This is a genomic window from Pseudomonas paraeruginosa (assembly GCF_003025345.2).
GTDB classification, from domain to species: domain Bacteria; phylum Pseudomonadota; class Gammaproteobacteria; order Pseudomonadales; family Pseudomonadaceae; genus Pseudomonas; species Pseudomonas paraeruginosa.
In genome coordinates this window covers 1,668,706-1,685,998 of record NZ_CP020560.1, presented here as the reverse complement: position 1 = coordinate 1,685,998, position 17,293 = coordinate 1,668,706, and the positions used below count along the sequence as shown (strand labels likewise).

17 protein-coding genes and 1 pseudogene are annotated in these 17,293 nt (G+C 67.5%); 11 read left to right on the top strand and 7 right to left on the bottom strand.

The window, feature by feature from the left end; genetic code table 11:
- Positions 1 to 3: 3 nt before the first annotated feature.
- Entirely contained in the window at positions 4 to 1,008 is a 1,005-nt protein-coding gene (phnD, locus tag B7D75_RS08080) for a phosphonate ABC transporter substrate-binding protein (RefSeq protein ID WP_034081842.1), read from the bottom strand.
- Positions 1,009 to 1,060: 52 nt separating this feature from the next.
- Positions 1,061 to 1,897, bottom strand: a complete 837-nt coding sequence (phnC, locus tag B7D75_RS08075; protein ID WP_003153332.1) for a phosphonate ABC transporter ATP-binding protein — start codon at positions 1,895 to 1,897, stop codon at positions 1,061 to 1,063.
- A gap of 363 nt (positions 1,898 to 2,260) precedes the next feature.
- On the opposite strand from phnC, the gene amrZ reads away from it, so the two are divergent.
- From amrZ to tsaA, 3 genes and pseudogenes are all read left to right on the top strand, one after another.
- Positions 2,261 to 2,587: a transcriptional regulator AmrZ gene (amrZ, locus tag B7D75_RS08070; RefSeq protein WP_003091802.1), complete on the top strand. Its 327-nt coding sequence runs from the start codon at positions 2,261 to 2,263 to the stop codon at positions 2,585 to 2,587.
- A 180-nt stretch (positions 2,588 to 2,767) separates the two neighbouring features.
- On the top strand, positions 2,768 to 3,136 hold the full coding sequence (locus B7D75_RS08065; RefSeq protein ID WP_012074866.1) for a DUF2784 domain-containing protein: 369 nt from the start codon (positions 2,768 to 2,770) through the stop codon (positions 3,134 to 3,136).
- 34 nt (positions 3,137 to 3,170) lie between these two features.
- Positions 3,171 to 3,865, top strand: a pseudogene (gene tsaA, locus B7D75_RS08060) (tRNA (N6-threonylcarbamoyladenosine(37)-N6)-methyltransferase TrmO).
- A 6-nt stretch (positions 3,866 to 3,871) separates the two neighbouring features.
- Here the strand turns inward: tsaA and B7D75_RS08055 are convergent.
- On the bottom strand, positions 3,872 to 4,174 hold the full coding sequence (locus B7D75_RS08055) for a putative quinol monooxygenase (protein WP_003091811.1): 303 nt from the start codon (positions 4,172 to 4,174) through the stop codon (positions 3,872 to 3,874).
- A gap of 60 nt (positions 4,175 to 4,234) precedes the next feature.
- Here B7D75_RS08055 and B7D75_RS08050 point away from each other — a divergent pair, with 60 nt between their 5' ends.
- From B7D75_RS08050 to B7D75_RS08020, 7 genes are all read left to right on the top strand, one after another.
- Positions 4,235 to 4,648 (top strand): VOC family protein, encoded by a 414-nt coding sequence (locus B7D75_RS08050; RefSeq protein ID WP_003098688.1) that lies wholly within the window; start codon positions 4,235 to 4,237, stop codon positions 4,646 to 4,648.
- 219 nt (positions 4,649 to 4,867) lie between these two features.
- Positions 4,868 to 7,015: a transcriptional regulator NosR gene (gene nosR, locus B7D75_RS08045; RefSeq protein ID WP_107113906.1), complete on the top strand. Its 2,148-nt coding sequence runs from the start codon at positions 4,868 to 4,870 to the stop codon at positions 7,013 to 7,015.
- 44 nt (positions 7,016 to 7,059) lie between these two features.
- The gene (gene nosZ / locus B7D75_RS08040) at positions 7,060 to 8,970 is read left to right on the top strand and encodes a TAT-dependent nitrous-oxide reductase (RefSeq protein ID WP_107113905.1); all 1,911 of its coding nucleotides are present in this window, start codon (positions 7,060 to 7,062) and stop codon (positions 8,968 to 8,970) included.
- The gene (locus B7D75_RS08035) at positions 8,967 to 10,253 is read left to right on the top strand and encodes a nitrous oxide reductase family maturation protein NosD (RefSeq protein WP_107113904.1); all 1,287 of its coding nucleotides are present in this window, start codon (positions 8,967 to 8,969) and stop codon (positions 10,251 to 10,253) included. Before nosZ ends, B7D75_RS08035 begins: the two co-directional genes overlap by 4 nt.
- Positions 10,250 to 11,164 carry an ABC transporter ATP-binding protein gene (locus B7D75_RS08030; RefSeq protein WP_043103881.1) on the top strand — a complete coding sequence of 305 codons (915 nt, stop codon included), beginning with the start codon at positions 10,250 to 10,252 and terminating at the stop codon, positions 11,162 to 11,164. The genes B7D75_RS08035 and B7D75_RS08030 overlap by 4 nt, the downstream gene beginning before the upstream one ends.
- Complete coding sequence (locus tag B7D75_RS08025) at positions 11,155 to 11,982, top strand: ABC transporter permease (RefSeq protein WP_034081848.1); 828 nt, start codon at positions 11,155 to 11,157, stop codon at positions 11,980 to 11,982. The genes B7D75_RS08030 and B7D75_RS08025 overlap by 10 nt, the downstream gene beginning before the upstream one ends.
- A gap of 16 nt (positions 11,983 to 11,998) precedes the next feature.
- On the top strand, positions 11,999 to 12,535 hold the full coding sequence (locus tag B7D75_RS08020; RefSeq protein WP_003091829.1) for a nitrous oxide reductase accessory protein NosL: 537 nt from the start codon (positions 11,999 to 12,001) through the stop codon (positions 12,533 to 12,535).
- Between the two features lie 82 nt (positions 12,536 to 12,617).
- Here the strand turns inward: B7D75_RS08020 and fpr are convergent, their stop codons facing one another.
- Complete coding sequence (gene fpr, locus B7D75_RS08015; protein ID WP_003157318.1) at positions 12,618 to 13,394, bottom strand: ferredoxin-NADP reductase; 777 nt, start codon at positions 13,392 to 13,394, stop codon at positions 12,618 to 12,620.
- Between the two features lie 273 nt (positions 13,395 to 13,667).
- Here fpr and B7D75_RS08010 point away from each other — a divergent pair, with 273 nt between their 5' ends.
- Entirely contained in the window at positions 13,668 to 14,594 is a 927-nt protein-coding gene (locus tag B7D75_RS08010) for a LysR family transcriptional regulator (protein WP_033996607.1), read from the top strand.
- A 1-nt stretch (position 14,595) separates the two neighbouring features.
- Here the strand turns inward: B7D75_RS08010 and B7D75_RS08005 are convergent, their stop codons facing one another.
- Genes B7D75_RS08005 through B7D75_RS07995 form a run of 3 tightly spaced genes read right to left on the bottom strand, consistent with a single transcriptional unit; the run spans position 14,596 to position 17,293 of the window.
- Positions 14,596 to 14,937 carry a YceK/YidQ family lipoprotein gene (locus B7D75_RS08005; protein ID WP_058175098.1) on the bottom strand — a complete coding sequence of 114 codons (342 nt, stop codon included), beginning with the start codon at positions 14,935 to 14,937 and terminating at the stop codon, positions 14,596 to 14,598.
- 53 nt (positions 14,938 to 14,990) lie between these two features.
- Entirely contained in the window at positions 14,991 to 16,124 is a 1,134-nt protein-coding gene (locus B7D75_RS08000) for an ABC transporter permease (RefSeq protein ID WP_034081851.1), read from the bottom strand.
- A complete protein-coding gene (locus B7D75_RS07995; protein WP_043103872.1) occupies positions 16,121 to 17,293 on the bottom strand; it encodes an ABC transporter permease in 1,173 nt (390 codons plus the stop codon). The genes B7D75_RS08000 and B7D75_RS07995 overlap by 4 nt, the downstream gene beginning before the upstream one ends.

Here is a 17,293-nt window from a genome sequence, read left to right as displayed (position 1 = left end):
GGCTCAGCCGGCGTTGGCGGCGGTCTTCTGCTCGCGCTCGGCCATGCGTTTCTCCAGCTTGGCCAGCTCCTCGTCGAGGGCCTTCAGCTTGGCGGCCTTCTCCTCGGCGCCGAGGTTGGCGTTGTTCGCCACGTCGGTGCGCTGCTTGAACAGCTCGAGCTGACGAATCGGCAGCAGCTGGTCGTCGTCGGAGGCCTGGAACTTCGACCACTGCAGGTCGGCGAGGACCTTCTTCTGCTCGGCGTTGGCGCCGTACTTGAAGAAGAAGTCGCGCAGCTTGTTCTTCTGCTCGTCGGAGAGGTTGTTGCGCCATACCAGCGGGTCGCCCGGGATCAGCGGCGACTTCCAGATCACCTTGAGCTGCTTCGCCTTCTCCGGCTGGGTCAGCTCCAGGCGCTCCATGCCCTCGGTGTTGAAGGTGGCGACGTCGATCTGCTTGTTGGCCACCGCCAGGGCGTTGACCTCATGACTGGAATTGAGGGTGCGCTTGAAGGCCTTGACCGGATCGACGTTGTTCTTGGCGAACACGTAGTAGCCGGGCACCAGGTAGCCGGACGTGGAGTTCGGATCGCCGTTGCCGAAGGTCAGGCTCTTGGCGTTCGCCAGCATGTCCTCGACGTTGTCGATCTTGCTGTCCTTGTTGACGATCAGCAGGCTCCAGTAGCCCGGCGCGCCGCTGGCGGCGACGGTCTGGGCGAAGATCTCGCCGTGGGCGCGATCCACCGCTTCCATGGCGGCCTTGTTGCCGTACCAGGCGATGTCGACCTTGTCGAAACGCATGCCCTGGATGATCCCGGCGTAGTCGGGGGCGAAGAAGGCCTTCACCTGGTAGCCGGTCTGCTGGCTCATGTCCTTGAGGAAGGGTTCCCAGATGCTCTTGAGGTTCTGCGAGGACTCGGTGGAGATGATCCCGAAATTGATCACCGGCTGGTCGGCGTGCGCCATCCCGGCGAGGGAGCCGGCGAGCAGGGCGGAAGCCGCGAGCACACGACTGAAGCGTTTCAACATGGAGAGAACTCCTGGGCAGGGTTTGGCGGGTTTCTATGCGTTCCGAATGACGTCAGGCGTGCGCGAGGCTCAGCTCCGCCTGGCTCGCCGCGCCGCGCCGGGCGCGGTCGGAAAACAGCAGCGGGGTGTCGCCTTCGGCGCCGTAGAGTTCGTTTAGGAAGCTTTCCGAGAGCTGCTCGCTGCTGCCGTCGAAGAGCATCCGTCCGCCCTTCAGGGCCACCGCGCGCGGGCAATAGCGCAGCGCGTAGTCGACCTGGTGCAGGGTCACCACCACGGTCTTGCCATCGTGGCGGTTGATGTCGGCGAGGATGTCCATCACCTTGCGCGCCGACTCCGGATCGAGCGAGGCGATCGGTTCGTCGGCGAGGATCACCTCGGCCTTCTGGGTCAGGGCGCGAGCGATGGCCACGCGCTGCTGCTGGCCACCGGAGAGGGTCGAGGCGCGCTGCCCGGCGAAATCGGCCAGCCCGACCCGCGCCAGCGCTTCCAGGGCCTGGCGCTTCTGCTCGGCGCTGAACAGGCCCAGCGAACCGCGCCAGCGCGGCATGCGGCCGAGAAAGCCGAGCAGGACGTTGTCCAGCACGCTGAGGCGGTTGACCAGGTTGAACTGCTGGAAGATATAGCCGATGTCGGCGCGCAGGCGGCGGACCTCGCCGCTCAGGCGGCCGGACTCCTGCAGACGGCGACCGAGCACCTCGATGCTGCCGCCGTTGTCGCGGTCGCAGCGGGCCAGACCGGCGACGTGGCGCAGCAGGGTGGACTTGCCGGAGCCGGACGCACCGATCAACGCGACCATCTCGCCCTTGCGGATGTCCAGCTTCAGGTTGAACAGCGCCTGCTTGCGGGCGAAGGTCTTGTTCAGGTTATCGACACGGATCACCGCGCTCATCGCTCTCCCCTCTCGATAGGTTGCACGAAGGCGCCAGCGACGCCATCTGGTGTAGACCAAGATAGGAGGAGTCTGTGTCAGGCCAGTGAAGCGACGATGACAGTCGGGTGACAATCCGTTGAACGGGCGGTGATCGGAAGGCCCATGCCGGTAACCCAGTAAAAGGCTGGGTTTTTGCTGAATTGCTCGCATTTCGGATAGCTGGTACTGGCAAAACGCCGTCATGCAACGCACAATTGACGTCAACTAATTGTTGTTTCCGAAATGACAGACTGAACGGCTAGCGGAAATCGTGGTCATAGGGCCCGAGAACAATGAACGCTTCCTCGGCACCGCTTTTCCCTGACTCTACAGGTTCAATGTATGCGCCCACTGAAACAGGCAACTCCTACCTACTCCAGCCGTACCGCTGACAAATTCGTCGTTCGTCTGCCTGAAGGCATGCGTGAGCAGATCGCAGAAGTCGCTCGCAGCCATCACCGCAGCATGAACTCCGAGATCATCGCCCGACTCGAGCAGAGCCTGCTCCAGGAAGGGGCGCTGCAAGACAATCTCGGTGTTCGCCTGGACAGCCCGGAACTCAGCCTGCACGAGCGCGAGCTGCTGCAGCGTTTCCGCCAGCTGACCCACCGTCAGCAGAACGCGCTGGTCGCCCTGATCGCACACGATGCGGAGCTGGCCCAGGCCTGAGCGCCGAAGCCCACGCGTCTCGCTCGAAATGGCCGGCATTCGCCGGCTTTTTCTTTATATGTGGCCAGACCATGATCTAGGCCAACAATCGCAGAACGGTTATCCGCCGACCCTGTAGCCGCGGCGGATACCGCTTCTACGCCACGTGGGAGCGCGCGGGGTCCGCCCCCTGGAGAGCCGATGAGCTATCGCCTGGCCGCCGACGCCCTGGTCTGGCTGCACCTGGGCTTCATCCTCTTCGTCCTGTTCGGCGGCCTGCTGCTGTTGCGCTGGCCACGCCTGGCCTGGCTGCACCTGCCGGCGGTGGCCTGGGGCTGCGCGGTGGAGTTCCTCGGCCTGCTGTGCCCGCTGACCCCCTGGGAAAACCGCCTGCGCCACGCCGCCGGGGACGCCGGCTACGACGGCGGCTTCGTCGAGCATTACCTGCTGCCGCTGATCTACCCCGCCGGCCTGACCCCGGCACTGCAGTGGATGCTCGGCGGCATCGTGCTGCTGCTCAACCTGGTCGTCTACCTGTACCTGCTGCGGCGTCGGCGGCGCGCCGGGTAATATGGCGGTCCCCTACCGTTCTGCGCCCATCGCCATGACCCACAGCGTCTCCCCCATCGGCCACATCCGTTCCTGCTTCATGGAGAAGTTCGCCATCCCGCGCCAGCCCCTGCTCGCGCCGGCGGCGCGGGGACGCTGGAACTGCTGCCGCCGTTCGACCAGGCGGAAGCGCTGGAGGGCCTGGAGCAGGTCAGCCACGTCTGGCTGCTGTTCCTCTTCCACCAGGCCCTGGAAGACAAGCCGCGGCTGAAGGTGCGCCCGCCGCGCCTGGGCGGCAACCGCTCGCTGGGGGTCTTCGCCACCCGCGCCACCCACCGGCCGAACGGCATCGGTCAGTCGGTGGTACGCCTGGAACGCTTCGAGCCGGGGCGCCTGTGGCTGTCCGGGATCGACCTGCTCGACGGCACCCCGGTGCTCGACATCAAGCCCTACGTCCCCTACGCCGACGCCGTGGCCGATGCCCGCAACGGCATCGCCGCCGCGCCGCCGCCGGGCATCGCCGTGGAATGGAGCGACCAGGCGCGGCGCCAGGCCCACGAGCACGGCCAGCGCCTGGAGCAGCCGGTGGCCGAGCTGATCGAGCAATGCCTGGCCCAGGACCCGCGTCCGGCCTACCAGAAGCCGGAGCCCGGGCGCCGCTACGGGGTGCGCCTGTGGGACCTCGACGTGCATTGGCACTACCCGCGTCCGGACCTGATCCGCGTGCTCGACGTCGCCCGCGGCAGCTGAGCCTTTTCAGCGCAGCGGATTGAGCGCCAGCGCGTCGCTTTCGAAGACTTCCTGCTCGAGGATCAGCGGCTCGACCAACGGCCGGCTGTCGCGGAAATGCGCGGTGCGGGTGTGCGCCTCGTAGGCCGCGTCATCGCGATAGATCTCGTACAGATAGACCAGGTCAGGGTCCTGTCGGTCGCGGGAAACGTCGAACACCAGGCAGCCGGGCTCGGTGGACACGGAAGCGGCGGCGTTGACCTGGATGGCATCGATGAAGGCCTCGGCACAGCCGGGCCGGAGGCGGGTCTTGATAAAGATGCAGTACACGGAAACTTCCTTTTGTTTTAGATTTATAGAATTATTGTATACAAAAAAGGAAGCAAGCCCATGTCCGACCGCCCTGCCCGCCCCTCCCGCCTCAACGGCCTGCGTCACCTCGCCCTGCTGGTGCCCAACCTGGAAGAATGCGAGCGCTTCTATGTCGACGTGCTGGGCATGGAAGTGCTGAACCGCGCCAACGAAGACCTGGTGTATCTCACCTGCGGCAACGACAACCTGTCCCTCGGCCGCGCCCACGCCGCCAGCAACGGCCTGCAGACCATGGACCACTACGGCTTCGTCGTCGACAGCGTGGAGGAACTGGAGGCCTGGTACCGTTACCTGAAGGCGCTGGGCGTGACCCTGCTCGACCAACCCTTCGACCATGGCGACGGCGCGCGCAGCTTCCACCTGCTCGACCCGGCGGGCAACAAGGTGCAACCGCTGTACCATCCGGCGGTATCCGGGCAGCGCCTGGCCTGAGCCCCGGGCAGCCCTTTTCCCCTCTCCCTGAAGGGAGAGGGGAGACGCACTGCCAGCGACCTCGCTTGCTCCTCATCCGCACTTCTTGACTTTCATCAAGCGCGTTCCGCACCCGCCCCTCCTAGCATCCCGCAACGGAAGCGATTCCACCGCCAGGCGCAGGCCCCACCGCAGCGCGGCGTCCCTTTTTCCGCCGGTAGCCAGTAGTAGATGGAACCTATGCGCGCCCTTCGTTTTTCCGCCGGATCGTGGCGGTGTGTCTTCGCCTGGATGCTCCTGCTGGTCGGCCTCGCCGCCCAGGCTGCCGAACTCGGCGAGCTGGAGCGTCTGCGCATCGCCCAGGTATTCCCCGCGGTCGAGCGGATCGGCGACCCCGAAGGCGACTACGGCGTACGCCGCCTGAGCAAGGGCGAGGAAACCCTCGGCTACGCCTTCCAGACTCTCCGCGTCACCGACATCCCGGCCTATTCCGGCAAGCCGATCAACCTGCAGGTGATCCTCGATCCTCAGGCGGTGATCCGCGACGCCTACGTCCTCGAACACCACGAACCGATCCTGCTGATCGGCATCCCGGAAGAGAAGCTGCACGCCTTCAGCGCCAGGTACGCCGGCGTGCACGCCGACCAGCGGGTGGTGGTCGGCCGCTCCAGCGACCCGCAGGCGGTGACCGTCGACGCGGTGAGCGGCGCCACGGTGACGGTGATGGTGGTCAACGAGATCGTCATGCGCGCCGCGCATACGGTGGCGGTTTCCCTCGGCCTGCTCGAGGACCGCGGCAATGTGCGACCCAAGCCGGCGCAGGTGCGCCAGCAACCGGCAGCGACGGCGAGCTGGAGCGAATTGCTCGGCAACGGCGCGATCCGCCGCCTTCAGTTGAGTCGCGGGCAGATCGACGACGCCTTCAAGGGCAGCGAGGCCGAAGGCATCGGCGAAGCCGACGCGGCGCACCGCGACGAGCCGTTCATCGATCTCTACAGCGCCCTGCTCAACCCTCCCGCGGTGGGCCGCAGCCTGCTCGGCGACAACCAGTACCGCGAACTGATGGCGTCGCTGAAGCCAGGCGAATACGCCTTCGTCGTGCTCGGCGATGGCGAGTATTCCTTCAAGGGTTCCGGCTACGTGCGCGGCGGCATCTTCGATCGGGTCCAACTGCGCCAGTTCGGCGACATCATCAGCTTCCGCGACCTCGACTACCAGCGCCTGTCGGACGTCTACGCCGAAGGCATGCCGGAGTTCCGCGAGATGGCGATCTTCGTCGCCCGCGCCAGCCAGCGTTTCGATCCGGGCTCGCCCTGGACCTTGGAGTTGCTCGTGCGGCGCCAGACCGGCCCGGTGGCGGGGGTATTCACCAGCTTCGAGCTGGCCTGCCAGACGCCCGAGCAATACCTGGAACGGCCGCAGCCAACGGCGGAGGAGCTGGCCGCCCTGGAAGAGGCCGCCCGGCCGCTGTGGCTGCGGGTCTGGTACCAGAAGAGTTTCCAGATCAGGGTCCTCTGCACTGCCCTCCTCCTGCTCCTGGCGATCCTCTTCCTCCAGGACCGCCTGGTGCGACGGCCGCGCCTGATGCAGCGACTGCGCACCGGCTACCTGGCGTTCACCCTGGTCTACCTGGGCTGGTACAGCCTCGGCCAGCTGTCGGTGGTCAACGTGCTGACCTTCGTCCACGCGCTGTTCGAAGGCTTCCGCTGGGAGCTGTTCCTCAGCGACCCGCTGCTGTTCATCCTCTGGACCTTCACCGCGGCCAGCCTGCTGCTCTGGGGCCGCGGCGTGTTCTGCGGCTGGCTGTGCCCGTTCGGCGCGCTGCAGGAACTGCTCAACGAACTCGCGCGCAAGCTCCGCGTGCCGCAGTTCCAGGTGCCGTTCGCCGTGCACGAGCGGCTCTGGGCGATCAAGTACATCATCCTGCTGGTGCTCTTCGGCCTGTCCCTGGAATCCCTGGCGCTGGCCGAGCAGGCCGCGGAGGTGGAGCCGTTCAAGACCGCCATCACCCTCGGCTTCGACCGCCAGTGGTGGTTCGTCGCCTACGCCGTCGCGCTGCTGGCGGTCAACCTGTTCACCCGCAAGGTCTATTGCCGCTACCTCTGCCCGCTGGGCGCGGCCCTGGCGATACCGGCCAAGGCGCGCCTGTTCGACTGGCTCAAGCGCCGCGCGGAATGCGGCAAGCCCTGCCAGCTCTGTGCCCGCGAATGCGAGATCCAGGCGATCCATCCCGACGGCCGCATCGAGGCCAACGAATGCCACTACTGCCTCGACTGCCAGATGACCTACCACGACCAGGACAAGTGCCCGCCGCTGGTGAACAAGCGCAGGAAGCGCGCGAAGAGCGCGCCGGCGGACAGCGCGCGGATACCCGCGGAGAACCTCTGACCTGGCTCCCCTTCCCCCCCGACTGCCCTTGAGGACGAGACGAGATGAGCGACGACACGAAAAGCCCCCACGAAGAAACCCACGGCCTGAACCGCCGCGGCTTCCTCGGCGCCTCGGCGCTGACCGGAGCCGCCGCCCTGGTCGGCGCCGGCGCCCTGGGCAGCGCGGTGGTCGGCCGCGAGGCCCGGGCCGCCGGCAAGGGCGAGCGCAGCAAGGCCGAGGTGGCCCCCGGCGAACTCGATGAGTACTACGGGTTCTGGAGCGGCGGGCATTCCGGCGAAGTACGCGTGCTCGGCGTGCCGTCGATGCGCGAGCTGATGCGCATCCCGGTGTTCCACGTCGACTCGGCCACCGGCTGGGGCCTGACCAACGAGAGCAGGCGGGTGCTCGGCGACGGCGCGCGCTTCCTCAACGGCGACTGCCACCATCCGCACATCTCGATGACCGATGGCAAGTACGACGGCAAGTACCTGTTCATCAACGACAAGGCCAACAGCCGGGTCGCGCGCATCCGCCTGGACGTCATGAAGTGCGACCGCATCGTCACCATCCCCAACGTCCAGGCGATCCACGGCCTGCGCCTGCAGAAGGTGCCGCACACCCGCTACGTGTTCTGCAACGCCGAGTTCATCATTCCCCATCCCAACGACGGCTCGACCTTCGACCTGTCCGGCGACAACGCCTTCACTCTGTACAACGCCATCGACGCCGAGACCATGGAGGTGGCCTGGCAGGTGATCGTCGACGGCAACCTCGACAACACCGACATGGACTACAGCGGCAGGTTCGCCGCCTCCACCTGCTACAACTCGGAGAAGGCCGTCGACCTCGGCGGCATGATGCGCAACGAGCGCGACTGGGTGGTGGTGTTCGACATCCCGCGCATCGAGGCCGAGATCAAGGCCGGGCGCTTCGTCACCCTCGGCGACTCGAAGGTGCCGGTGGTCGACGGCCGGCGCAAGGACGGCAAGGACAGCCCGGTGACCCGCTACATCCCGGTACCGAAGAACCCCCACGGGCTGAACACCTCGCCGGACGGCAAGTACTTCATCGCCAACGGCAAGCTCTCGCCGACCTGCACCATGATCGCCATCGAGCGCCTCGGCGACCTGTTCGCCGGCAAGCTGGCCGACCCGCGCGACGTGGTGGTGGGCGAGCCGGAGCTGGGCCTCGGCCCGCTGCACACCACCTTCGATGGCCGAGGCAACGCCTATACCACGCTGTTCATCGACAGCCAGCTGGTGAAGTGGAACCTCGCCGACGCGGTGCGCGCCTACAAGGGCGAGAAGATCGACTACATCCGCCAGAAGCTCGACGTGCAGTACCAGCCGGGGCACAACCACGCCACCCTGTGCGAGACCAGCGAAGCCGACGGCAAGTGGATCGTGGTGCTCAGCAAGTTCTCCAAGGACCGCTTCCTGCCCACCGGTCCGCTGCACCCGGAGAACGACCAGTTGATCGACATTTCCGGCGAGGAGATGAAACTGGTCCACGACGGCCCGACCTTCGCCGAACCGCACGATTGCATCCTCGCCCGCCGCGACCAGATCAAGACCCGCAAGATCTGGGACCGCAAGGACCCGTTCTTCGCCGAGACGGTCAAGCGCGCGGAACAGGACGGCATCGACCTGATGAAGGACAACAAGGTCATCCGCGACGGCAACAAGGTCCGCGTCTACATGGTCTCGATGGCGCCCTCCTTCGGCCTCACCGAGTTCAAGGTGAAGCAGGGCGACGAAGTCACCGTGACCATCACCAACCTCGACGAGATCGAGGACGTGACCCACGGCTTCGTCATGGTCAACCACGGCGTCTGCATGGAGATCAGCCCGCAACAGACCTCGTCGATCACCTTCGTCACCGACAAGCCCGGGGTGCACTGGTACTACTGCAGCTGGTTCTGCCACGCCCTGCACATGGAGATGTGCGGGCGGATGCTGGTGGAAAAGGCTTGAGTCACGCCGCGCGGTCGATGACCGGGCGCCGGGCGGGGCCGCTCCTCGCCCTGCTCCTGCTCGGCGTCGCCACGGCCCGCGCGGAGCCGGTCGACGGCCTGCCGCTGCGGGCCGACGGCGATGGCCGCTGGAGCCTGGCGGCGGGCCGCTACACCGGCAACTTCGTCATCGACCGGCCGCTGCACCTGCGCTGCGAGGCCGGCGCCGAACTGGACGGCGGCGGCCATGGCAGCCTGCTGAGCCTGGCCAGCCCCGGGATCACCGTCGAGGGTTGCCGGCTGCGCAACTGGGGACGCAACCTGACCGAACTCGACGCCGCGATCTTCGTCGGCAAGGCCGCCAGCGGCGCCGTGATCCGCGGCAACGACCTGCGCGGCGCGGGCTTCGGCATCTGGCTAGACGCGACGGCGGGCGCGCAGGTGCTCGACAACCGCATCGAGGGCGACCAAAGCGTGCGCTCCCAGGATCGCGGCAACGGTATCCACCTCTATGCGGTGAAGGACGCCCTGGTCCGCGGCAACCGGGTCAGCCATACCCGCGACGGGGTCTACATCGACACCTCCAACGACAGCAGCATCGAAGCCAACCGCTTCGAGGACCTGCGCTACGGCGTGCACTACATGTTCACCCACAACAGCCGGGTGAGCGACAACCTGACCCGGCGCACCCGTACCGGCTACGCGCTGATGCAGAGCCGCAAGCTGACCGTGACCGGCAACCGCTCCATCGACGACGAGAACTACGGCATCCTGATGAACTACATCACCTACTCGACCCTGGCCGGCAACCGCGTCGAAGGCGTGCGCAGCGGCAGCACCGGCGACGCGATGATCTCCGGCGCCGAGGGCAAGGCGCTGTTCATCTACAACTCGCTGTTCAACCGCATCGAAGGCAACAGCTTCGCCGACAGCGCCCTGGGCATCCACCTCACCGCCGGCTCGGAGGACAATCGCATCGCCGGCAACGCCTTCCTCGGCAATCGCCAGCAGGTCAAGTACGTCGCCAGCCGCGAGCAGGAGTGGTCCGCCGACGGCCGCGGCAACTACTGGAGCGACTACCTGGGCTGGGACCGCGACGACGACGGCCTCGGCGACGTCGCCTACGAGCCCAACGACAACGTCGACCGGCTGGTCTGGCTGTACCCGCAGGTACGCCTGCTGTTGAACAGCCCGGGCATCGAGCTGCTGCGCTGGGTCCAGCGCGCCTTCCCGGTGGTGCGCTCGCCCGGCGTGCGCGACAGCCATCCGCTGATGCGGATGCCCGCCGCGGAGCCGAGGCCATGAGCCTGGTCGAGATCGACGGCGCGACCCTGCGCTACGGCGCCCTCACCGCCCTGAGCGGGCTCGACCTGCGCCTGGAGCCGGGCGAGGTGCTCGGCCTGCTCGGCCACAACGGCGCCGGCAAGACCACCACCATCAAGCTGGTCCTCGGCCTGTTGGCCCCCAGCGAAGGCCGCGTGCGGGTCCTCGGCCAGGATGCCAGGAGCCTGGAGGCGCGCCGCCAGCTCGGCTACCTGCCGGAGAACGTGACCTTCTACCCGCAGCTCAGCGGCGCGGAAACCCTGCGCCACTTCGCCCGCCTCAAGGGCGTGGCGCCGGCCGAAGCCGCGCGCCTGCTGGAACAGGTCGGCCTCGGCCATGCCGCCAGGCGGCGCCTGAAGACCTACTCGAAGGGCATGCGCCAGCGCCTCGGCTTGGCCCAGGCGCTGCTCGGGGAACCGCGTCTGCTGCTGCTCGACGAACCGACGGTGGGCCTCGACCCGCTGGCCACCGTCGAGCTTTACCAATTGCTCGACCGCCTGCGCGGCCAGGGCACCGGGATCGTCCTCTGCTCCCATGTGCTGCCCGGCGTCGAGACGCACATCGACCGCGCCGCGATTCTCGCCGGCGGCCGCCTGCAGGTGGCCGGCAGCCTCGCCGAACTGCGCCGCAAGGCGGCCCTGCCGACCCGCGTGCGCCTGGCCAGCCCACGCAACCCGCAGTGGCTCGAACGCTGGCGCCGGGCCGGCCTGGCGGCGCGGAGACTGGACGGCCAGCGCATCGAGGTACTGCTGGACGATGCCGAACGCGACGGCGTGCTCGAAGCGCTGCTGGCCGCGCGCGAGTTCGACCTGGAGATCCTCCCGCCGTCGCTGGAAGACCTCTATCGCCACCACATGTCCGCCGCCCCCGCCGGAGCCACGCCATGCCCGTAGTCTGGACCATCGCCCGCAAGGAACTGGCCGACGGCCTGCGCAATCGCTGGCTGCTGGCGATCAGCCTGCTGTTCGCCCTGCTTTCGGTGGGCATCGCCTGGTTCGGCGCCGCCGCGGCCGGCCAGGTCGGCTTCACCTCGGTGCCGGCGACCGTCGCCAGCCTGACCAGCCTGGCCACCTTCCTGATGCCGCTGATCGCCCTGCTGCTGGCCTACGACGCCATCGTCGGAGAGGAAGAAGGCGGCACCCTGCTGCTGCTCCTGACCTACCCGCTGGAACGCGGCCAACTGCTGCTCGGCAAATTCCTCGGCCACGGCCTGATCCTCGCCCTGGCCACGCTGATCGGCTTCGGCAGCGCGGCGCTGGCGATCCTCGCGCTGGTGCCGGAAGTCGAGGCGGCCACCCTGCTGGGCGCCTTCGGCCGCTTCATGGGTTCCTCGCTGCTGCTCGGCTGCGTGTTCCTCGCCCTGGCCTACGCCCTGAGCAGCCGCGCCAGCGAGAAATCCAGCGCGGCCGGGCAGGCCCTCGGCCTGTGGTTCTTCTTCGTCCTGCTGTTCGACCTGGCCCTGCTGGCGATCCTGGTCCTCAGCCAGGGCCACCTGAGCCCGCGGCTGCTGCCCTGGCTGTTGCTGCTCAACCCGACCGACGTCTACCGGCTGATCAACCTGTCCGGCTTCGACGCGGCCGCCGCCGGCGGGGTGGTTCCCCTGGCCAGCGACCTGCCGGTGTCCGCCAGCGCCCTCTGGCTGGCCCTGGCCCTCTGGGCCTGCGCTGCCCTGGCGCTGGCCCACGGCCTGTTCCGCCGACGCCCCATCTGACTCACGAGGTTCCGCCATGCAACGTCATACCCTCCCCCTGCGCCCTCTGCTCGGCACGCTCCTGCTCGGCCTGCTGCTGGCCGGCTGCGACGCATCGCGGGACGACGCCACGGCACTCGGCCCGGTGCCGATCGCCAGCGGCGACGAATGCCACGTCTGCGGCATGCTCATCGAGGAAATGCCCGGTCCCAAGGGCGAGGCGGTGCTTCCCGGCGCGGTGCGCAAGTTCTGCTCCACCGCCGAACTGTTCGGCTGGTGGCTGCAACCGGAAAACCGCCAGGGCCAGGCGCGCCTGTATGTCCACGACATGAGCCAGGCCGACTGGCGGCACCCCGACGACGCCCGCCTGATCGACGCCACCCGCGCCTACTACGTGGTCGGCATCCAGCGGCCGGGCGGCATGGGCGCCACCCTCGCCTCGTTCGCCGACGAAGAGGCCGCGACGCGCCTGGCGGCCGAGGAAGGCGGCCGGGTACTGCGCTTCGACGAGATCGACCAGGCGGTGCTGCAAGGCGTGGGCGGCGACCACCCGCACCGGCACCCGGCGCACTGAGCGGGGGCCGGAAAGCAGAAAGCCCCTGCCGCGGATACGGCAGGGGCTTTCTTCGCCTGGCGCGACGAGGCGCGGCGGAGGCCTACTTCTCGACGAAGGCGCGCTCGATCAGGTAGTCGCCCGGCTCGCCCATGCGCGGGGAGATCTTCAGGCCGAAGCTATCGAGCACGGCGCTGGTCTCTTCCAGCATGCTCGGGCTGCCGCAGATCATCGCACGGTCGTCCTGCGGGTTCATCGGCGGCAGGCCGATGTCCTCGAACAGCTTGCCGCTGCGCATCAGGTCGGTCTGGCGGCCCTGGTTGCGGAACGGCTCGCGGGTCACCAGCGGGTAGTAGATCAGCTTCTCTTTCACCTGGTCGCCGAAGTACTCGTGTTCCGGCAGGACCTTGGTGATGAAGTCGGCGTAGGCCAGTTCGCTGACCCAGCGCACGCCGTGGACCAGGATCACCTTCTCGTAGCGCTCGTAGGTTTCCGGGTCCTGGATCACGCTGAGGAACGGCGCCATGCCGGTGCCGGTGCTGAGCAGGTAGAGGTGCTTGCCGGGCAGCAGGTCGTCATGCACCAGGGTGCCGGTCGGCTTGCGGCTGACCATCAGCTCGTCGCCTTCCTTCAGGTGCTGCAGGCGCGAGGTCAGCGGGCCGTCCGGGACCTTGATGCTGAAGAACTCCAGGTGCTCTTCGTAGTTCGGGCTGGCAATGCTGTAGGCGCGCATCAGCGGGCGACCCTCGACTTCCAGGCCGATCATCACGAACTGGCCGGTCTTGAAGCGCAGACCCGGGTTGCGGGTGGTCTTGAAGCTGAACAGGGTGTCGTTCCAGTGGTGCACGCTGAGAACGCGCTCGGTGTACAGATTGCTCATCAAAGACTCCTAGGAAAACGCGGGCGCACACCAACAGCAGCAGACGTGACGCAGTTGCGCGGCATTTTATCGGTTGCCAAAATATCCGCAAAATGAATTGTCTGGATAATGCTTATCCAGAATATGGATATGGGATAACGCGATATCGGTCGGCCACCGGCCGCCGAGGGCTCCCATCGCTCCCGCGGACGGGGCGCAAGGATAACCGAGCCAACCCCGCCGGCGGAACGGCAAAATGTCGCGGGGCCTTTCGTTCTAGACGAGGAAGCCTGGATGAAATTCACCCTGCGCCAGCTCGAGGTGTTCGTCGCCGTGGCCCAGCAGGAGAGCGTCTCCCGCGCCGCCGAGGGGCTGTCGCTGTCGCAGTCGGCGACCAGCACCTCGCTCGGCGAGCTGGAGCGGCAGTTCGACTGCAAGTTGTTCGACCGCGCCGGCAAGCGCCTGACCCTCAATGCCCTCGGCCGCCAGTTGCTGCCGCAGGCGGTGGCGCTGCTCGATCGCGGCGAGGAAATCGAGAACCTGCTCAACGGCAAGACCGCCTTCGGCTCCCTCGACCTCGGCGCCACCCTGACCATCGGCAACTACCTGGCCACGCTGCTGATCGGCGCCTTCATGCAGCGCCAGCCGGACTGCCGGGTACGCCTGCACGTGCACAACACCGCCCAGGTGGTGCAGCAGGTCGCCCACTACGAGCTGGACCTGGGCCTGATCGAGGGCGACTGCCGGCACCCGGACATCGAGGTGCAACCCTGGATGGAGGACGAACTGGTGGTGTTCTGCGCCCCGCAGCATCCGCTGGCGCGCCGCGACGGCGCCGATCTGGAGCGGCTGGCGCGCGAAGCCTGGATCCTCCGCGAGCAGGGCTCCGGCACCCGCCTGACCTTCGACCAGGCCATGCGCCATCAGCCGCGGCCGCTGAACATCCGCCTGGAGCTGGAACACACCGAGGCGATCAAGCGTGCCGTGGAATCCGGCCTGGGCATCGGCTGCATTTCCCGGCTGGCCCTGCGCGACGCCTTCCGCCGCGGCAGCCTGGTGCCGGTGGAGACGCCCGGCCTGGACCTGCGCCGGCAGTTCTACTTCATCTGGCACAAGCAGAAGTACCAGACCGCGACCATGCGCGAGTTCCTCGACCTGTGCCGCAGCGAGACCGCCGGGGTCAGCCGCAGCGACGAGATCGTGCTGCCGCTGATTCCCTGACTCAGTCGGCCAGGGACAGGTTGCCGTCGCGGTACTGGCGGTACGAGGTATAGGGCAGCACGAGGGTGTCGATCACCCCGGACAGCGCGAAGTCGAGGGCCAGCACCTCGAGGATGCCGTCGGACTGCGCCGGCGCCACCGGGGAACCGGTCTTCACGTTGAGCCGGCAGAAGGTGTAGCTGACCCCGCTGTATACCCGCGGCAGGCTGCTGCAGGCAGTGTTCTGCAGGCGCAGGTCATGCGCGGCGCTGGCGTCGCCGCGCGCCAGCGTGTTGACCGAACCGCAGCCGCCGAGCGCGGCGCCCCCCAGAAGCACCAGCAAAGAAAGCCCCGAACGAAACATTCCTTCATCTCCCTCTGCGAACGCCGGCCGAGTATGGCCGGCCTTGCGCCGCTTCACCAACCCTTGACGTTGTCCCAGCGCCAGTTGCGGTACTGGTACAGCAGCGTGCCGAGCAGCGCGTAGGTGGCGGCCATGCCCAGCAGCACCAGGACATGGTCGCTGACCTCGCGCAGCGGCAGGTCCATCTGGTTCATCTCGGCGATGGCGCGGATCGCCCAGGTCGAGGGGATCGCGTCGGCCAGCCAGCGCACCCAGTCCGGCATGGCCTGCTCCGGCCAGCTGTAGCCGGCCATGTAGAACAGCGGCAGGGTGATGAAGGTCATGGTCAGGTACACCGACTCCTCGGTGGGCAACAGCTCGGCGATGAACTCGCTGAGGGCGATCACCGCGACCAGGAACGGCAGGACTATCCCCAGCAGCATGAAGAACGAGGCCGACTGGCGGTAGCCCAGCAGGTGCGGCCAGATCACGTAGAAGAGCATCGCCAGCACGGTCCAGATCAGCAGTTGCGCGCTGTAGCGACCGAAGCGGGTCGACAGCGGCTGGCGCATGTAGCGCGGGGTGCCGCCGCGCAGCATGATGTTGCCGCGGGTGCAGCCGAGCAGCAGGCTGTGCTGCAGCATCAGCGACAGCAGCCCGGGCAGGACGATGGCGGCGAAGCTGGTGCCGGGGTTGAACAGGTCGGTCAGTTGCCCCACCAGCGGGCTCAGCAGCACTTGCGCCTGGGTCGCGGTGAAGCCTTCGCGCTCCAGCAGCGCGGCGTTGTAGCGGTTGGTCAGCGTGCTGTAGACCGCCGAGATGTCCTGCTGGATCTGCCCATTGGCCATGCGGTTGGTGGCGTCACCGAAGTACGGGATCACCAGCGCCTCGCCACGCAGCAGGCGCTTCTCGAAATCCACCGGAATCACGATGATCGCGTACAGTTCGCGCCAGGCCAGGTCGCGGCGGGCCTGCGGCAAGCTGTCGTAGCCGACCACCGCGACCTTCGGCGCCGCATCGAGCAGGCGGGTCAGTTCGCGCGACACGCTGCTGTGGTCCTCGTCGACCACCGCCACCGGCAGGTCGAGGGCGGTGTGGTTCAGGTACGGCAGCGAGGTGATGCACACCGAGGCCACCACCATCAGCCACATCGGCTTGGCCAGCATGGCCTTGAGGGTTTCCCGGAGGATCTGCAGGTAGTTCTTCATGTCGGGCTCAGGTCCAGGCGGCTGCGCAGGCGCATCTTGGCGATCATGTAGGCGATCAGCGGGTACAGCGCCAGCTTGGCGCAGGTGTAGAGCGCCGAGTTGGGCGGCGCCTGGCGCAGGAACTGGTCGAACAGGCCGTGCAGGGTATGGGTCAGCGGCTCGGCCTCGGCGATCACCCGCGCCAGGGTCGGCATCGCCAGTTCCGGGATCAGCACCCCGGAGTAGGTCTGGGCGATGCCGATCAGCATGCCCACCAGGGAATAGGCGGTGAAGCGGTTGGCGGTGAAGACGAACAGGATCAGTCCGACGCTCTGCGCGGCGATCACGTAGAACAGCGTGATCATCAGCATCGCCAGCGGGCTGCCGTTGATCCGCGCGCCGGAGAACGCCACCAGCAGGAAGATCTCCAGCATCAGCAGTGCGGTGAACAGCAGCGTGTACGGCGCCAGCTTGCCCAGCAGGCGCACGCCGAGGGCCTTGGCCCGCAGGATATGCGGCGAGGAGGCGCGCAGCTCCGGCGCCTCGCGGGCCAGCACGTGGACCATGGCGACGATCACGAACAACTGCAGCAGGTGCACGATGGCGGCGAACTGCTGGTAGTAGATGTAGTTGCCGCTGGCGTTGAACAGGCTGTCGTAGGACACGCTGATGCTCGCCAGGTGCGGCAGCGCCGCCGGCATCCCGGCCGCCAGGCGCGGGCGCAGCTCGCCGTTGAGACTGGCGACCAGCGCCGAGAAATCCTGGGTGGCGGCGTAGCCAGCCGAATACAGCAGCGCGTTGTAGTACAGCTCGGCCTTCGGCGCGCGCCCGCCGAGCACGTCGGCCTCGAAGTCCGGCGGGATATAGAGCAGGGCATAGGCGTCGGCCCGGCGGATCGCGTCGAGTCCCTCCGGGACGCCGTCGGGAACCAGCAGCACCTGGGCGTGGGAGGTCGCGTCGAGCTCGCGGACCAGCTTGCGCGACAGCTCGCTATGGTCCTTGTCGACCACCGCCACCGGCATGTCCAGCAGGGTGCCGGCCTGGTAGACGCCGCTGATCACGCCGAACAGCAGCAGCGGCCAGCACCAGCCGAGCCAGTGGATGGTCCAGCTGCGGCAGGCGATCCGCGTCTCGGTGTTGAACGCCTGGACGAAACGCCCGGCGTTGCGCTTCAGCGCGGCCCAACCCAT

What these genes read in the sequence shown, in the direction of transcription:
- phnD (WP_034081842.1), bottom strand. Translation starts at nt 1,008, where the DNA reads ATGTTGAAACGCTTCAGTCGTGTGCTCGCGGCTTCCGCCCTGCTCGCC.
- phnC (WP_003153332.1), bottom strand. Translation starts at nt 1,897, where the DNA reads ATGAGCGCGGTGATCCGTGTCGATAACCTGAACAAGACCTTCGCCCGC.
- amrZ (WP_003091802.1), top strand. Translation starts at nt 2,261, where the DNA reads ATGCGCCCACTGAAACAGGCAACTCCTACCTACTCCAGCCGTACCGCT.
- B7D75_RS08065 (WP_012074866.1), top strand. Translation starts at nt 2,768, where the DNA reads ATGAGCTATCGCCTGGCCGCCGACGCCCTGGTCTGGCTGCACCTGGGC.
- B7D75_RS08050 (WP_003098688.1), top strand. Translation starts at nt 4,235, where the DNA reads ATGTCCGACCGCCCTGCCCGCCCCTCCCGCCTCAACGGCCTGCGTCAC.
- nosR (WP_107113906.1), top strand. Translation starts at nt 4,868, where the DNA reads ATGCGCGCCCTTCGTTTTTCCGCCGGATCGTGGCGGTGTGTCTTCGCC.
- nosZ (WP_107113905.1), top strand. Translation starts at nt 7,060, where the DNA reads ATGAGCGACGACACGAAAAGCCCCCACGAAGAAACCCACGGCCTGAAC.
- B7D75_RS08030 (WP_043103881.1), top strand. Translation starts at nt 10,250, where the DNA reads ATGAGCCTGGTCGAGATCGACGGCGCGACCCTGCGCTACGGCGCCCTC.
- B7D75_RS08025 (WP_034081848.1), top strand. Translation starts at nt 11,155, where the DNA reads ATGCCCGTAGTCTGGACCATCGCCCGCAAGGAACTGGCCGACGGCCTG.
- B7D75_RS08020 (WP_003091829.1), top strand. Translation starts at nt 11,999, where the DNA reads ATGCAACGTCATACCCTCCCCCTGCGCCCTCTGCTCGGCACGCTCCTG.
- fpr (WP_003157318.1), bottom strand. Translation starts at nt 13,394, where the DNA reads ATGAGCAATCTGTACACCGAGCGCGTTCTCAGCGTGCACCACTGGAAC.
- B7D75_RS08010 (WP_033996607.1), top strand. Translation starts at nt 13,668, where the DNA reads ATGAAATTCACCCTGCGCCAGCTCGAGGTGTTCGTCGCCGTGGCCCAG.
- B7D75_RS08005 (WP_058175098.1), bottom strand. Translation starts at nt 14,937, where the DNA reads ATGTTTCGTTCGGGGCTTTCTTTGCTGGTGCTTCTGGGGGGCGCCGCG.
- B7D75_RS08000 (WP_034081851.1), bottom strand. Translation starts at nt 16,124, where the DNA reads ATGAAGAACTACCTGCAGATCCTCCGGGAAACCCTCAAGGCCATGCTG.
- B7D75_RS07995 (WP_043103872.1), bottom strand. Translation starts at nt 17,293, where the DNA reads ATGGGTTGGGCCGCGCTGAAGCGCAACGCCGGGCGTTTCGTCCAGGCG.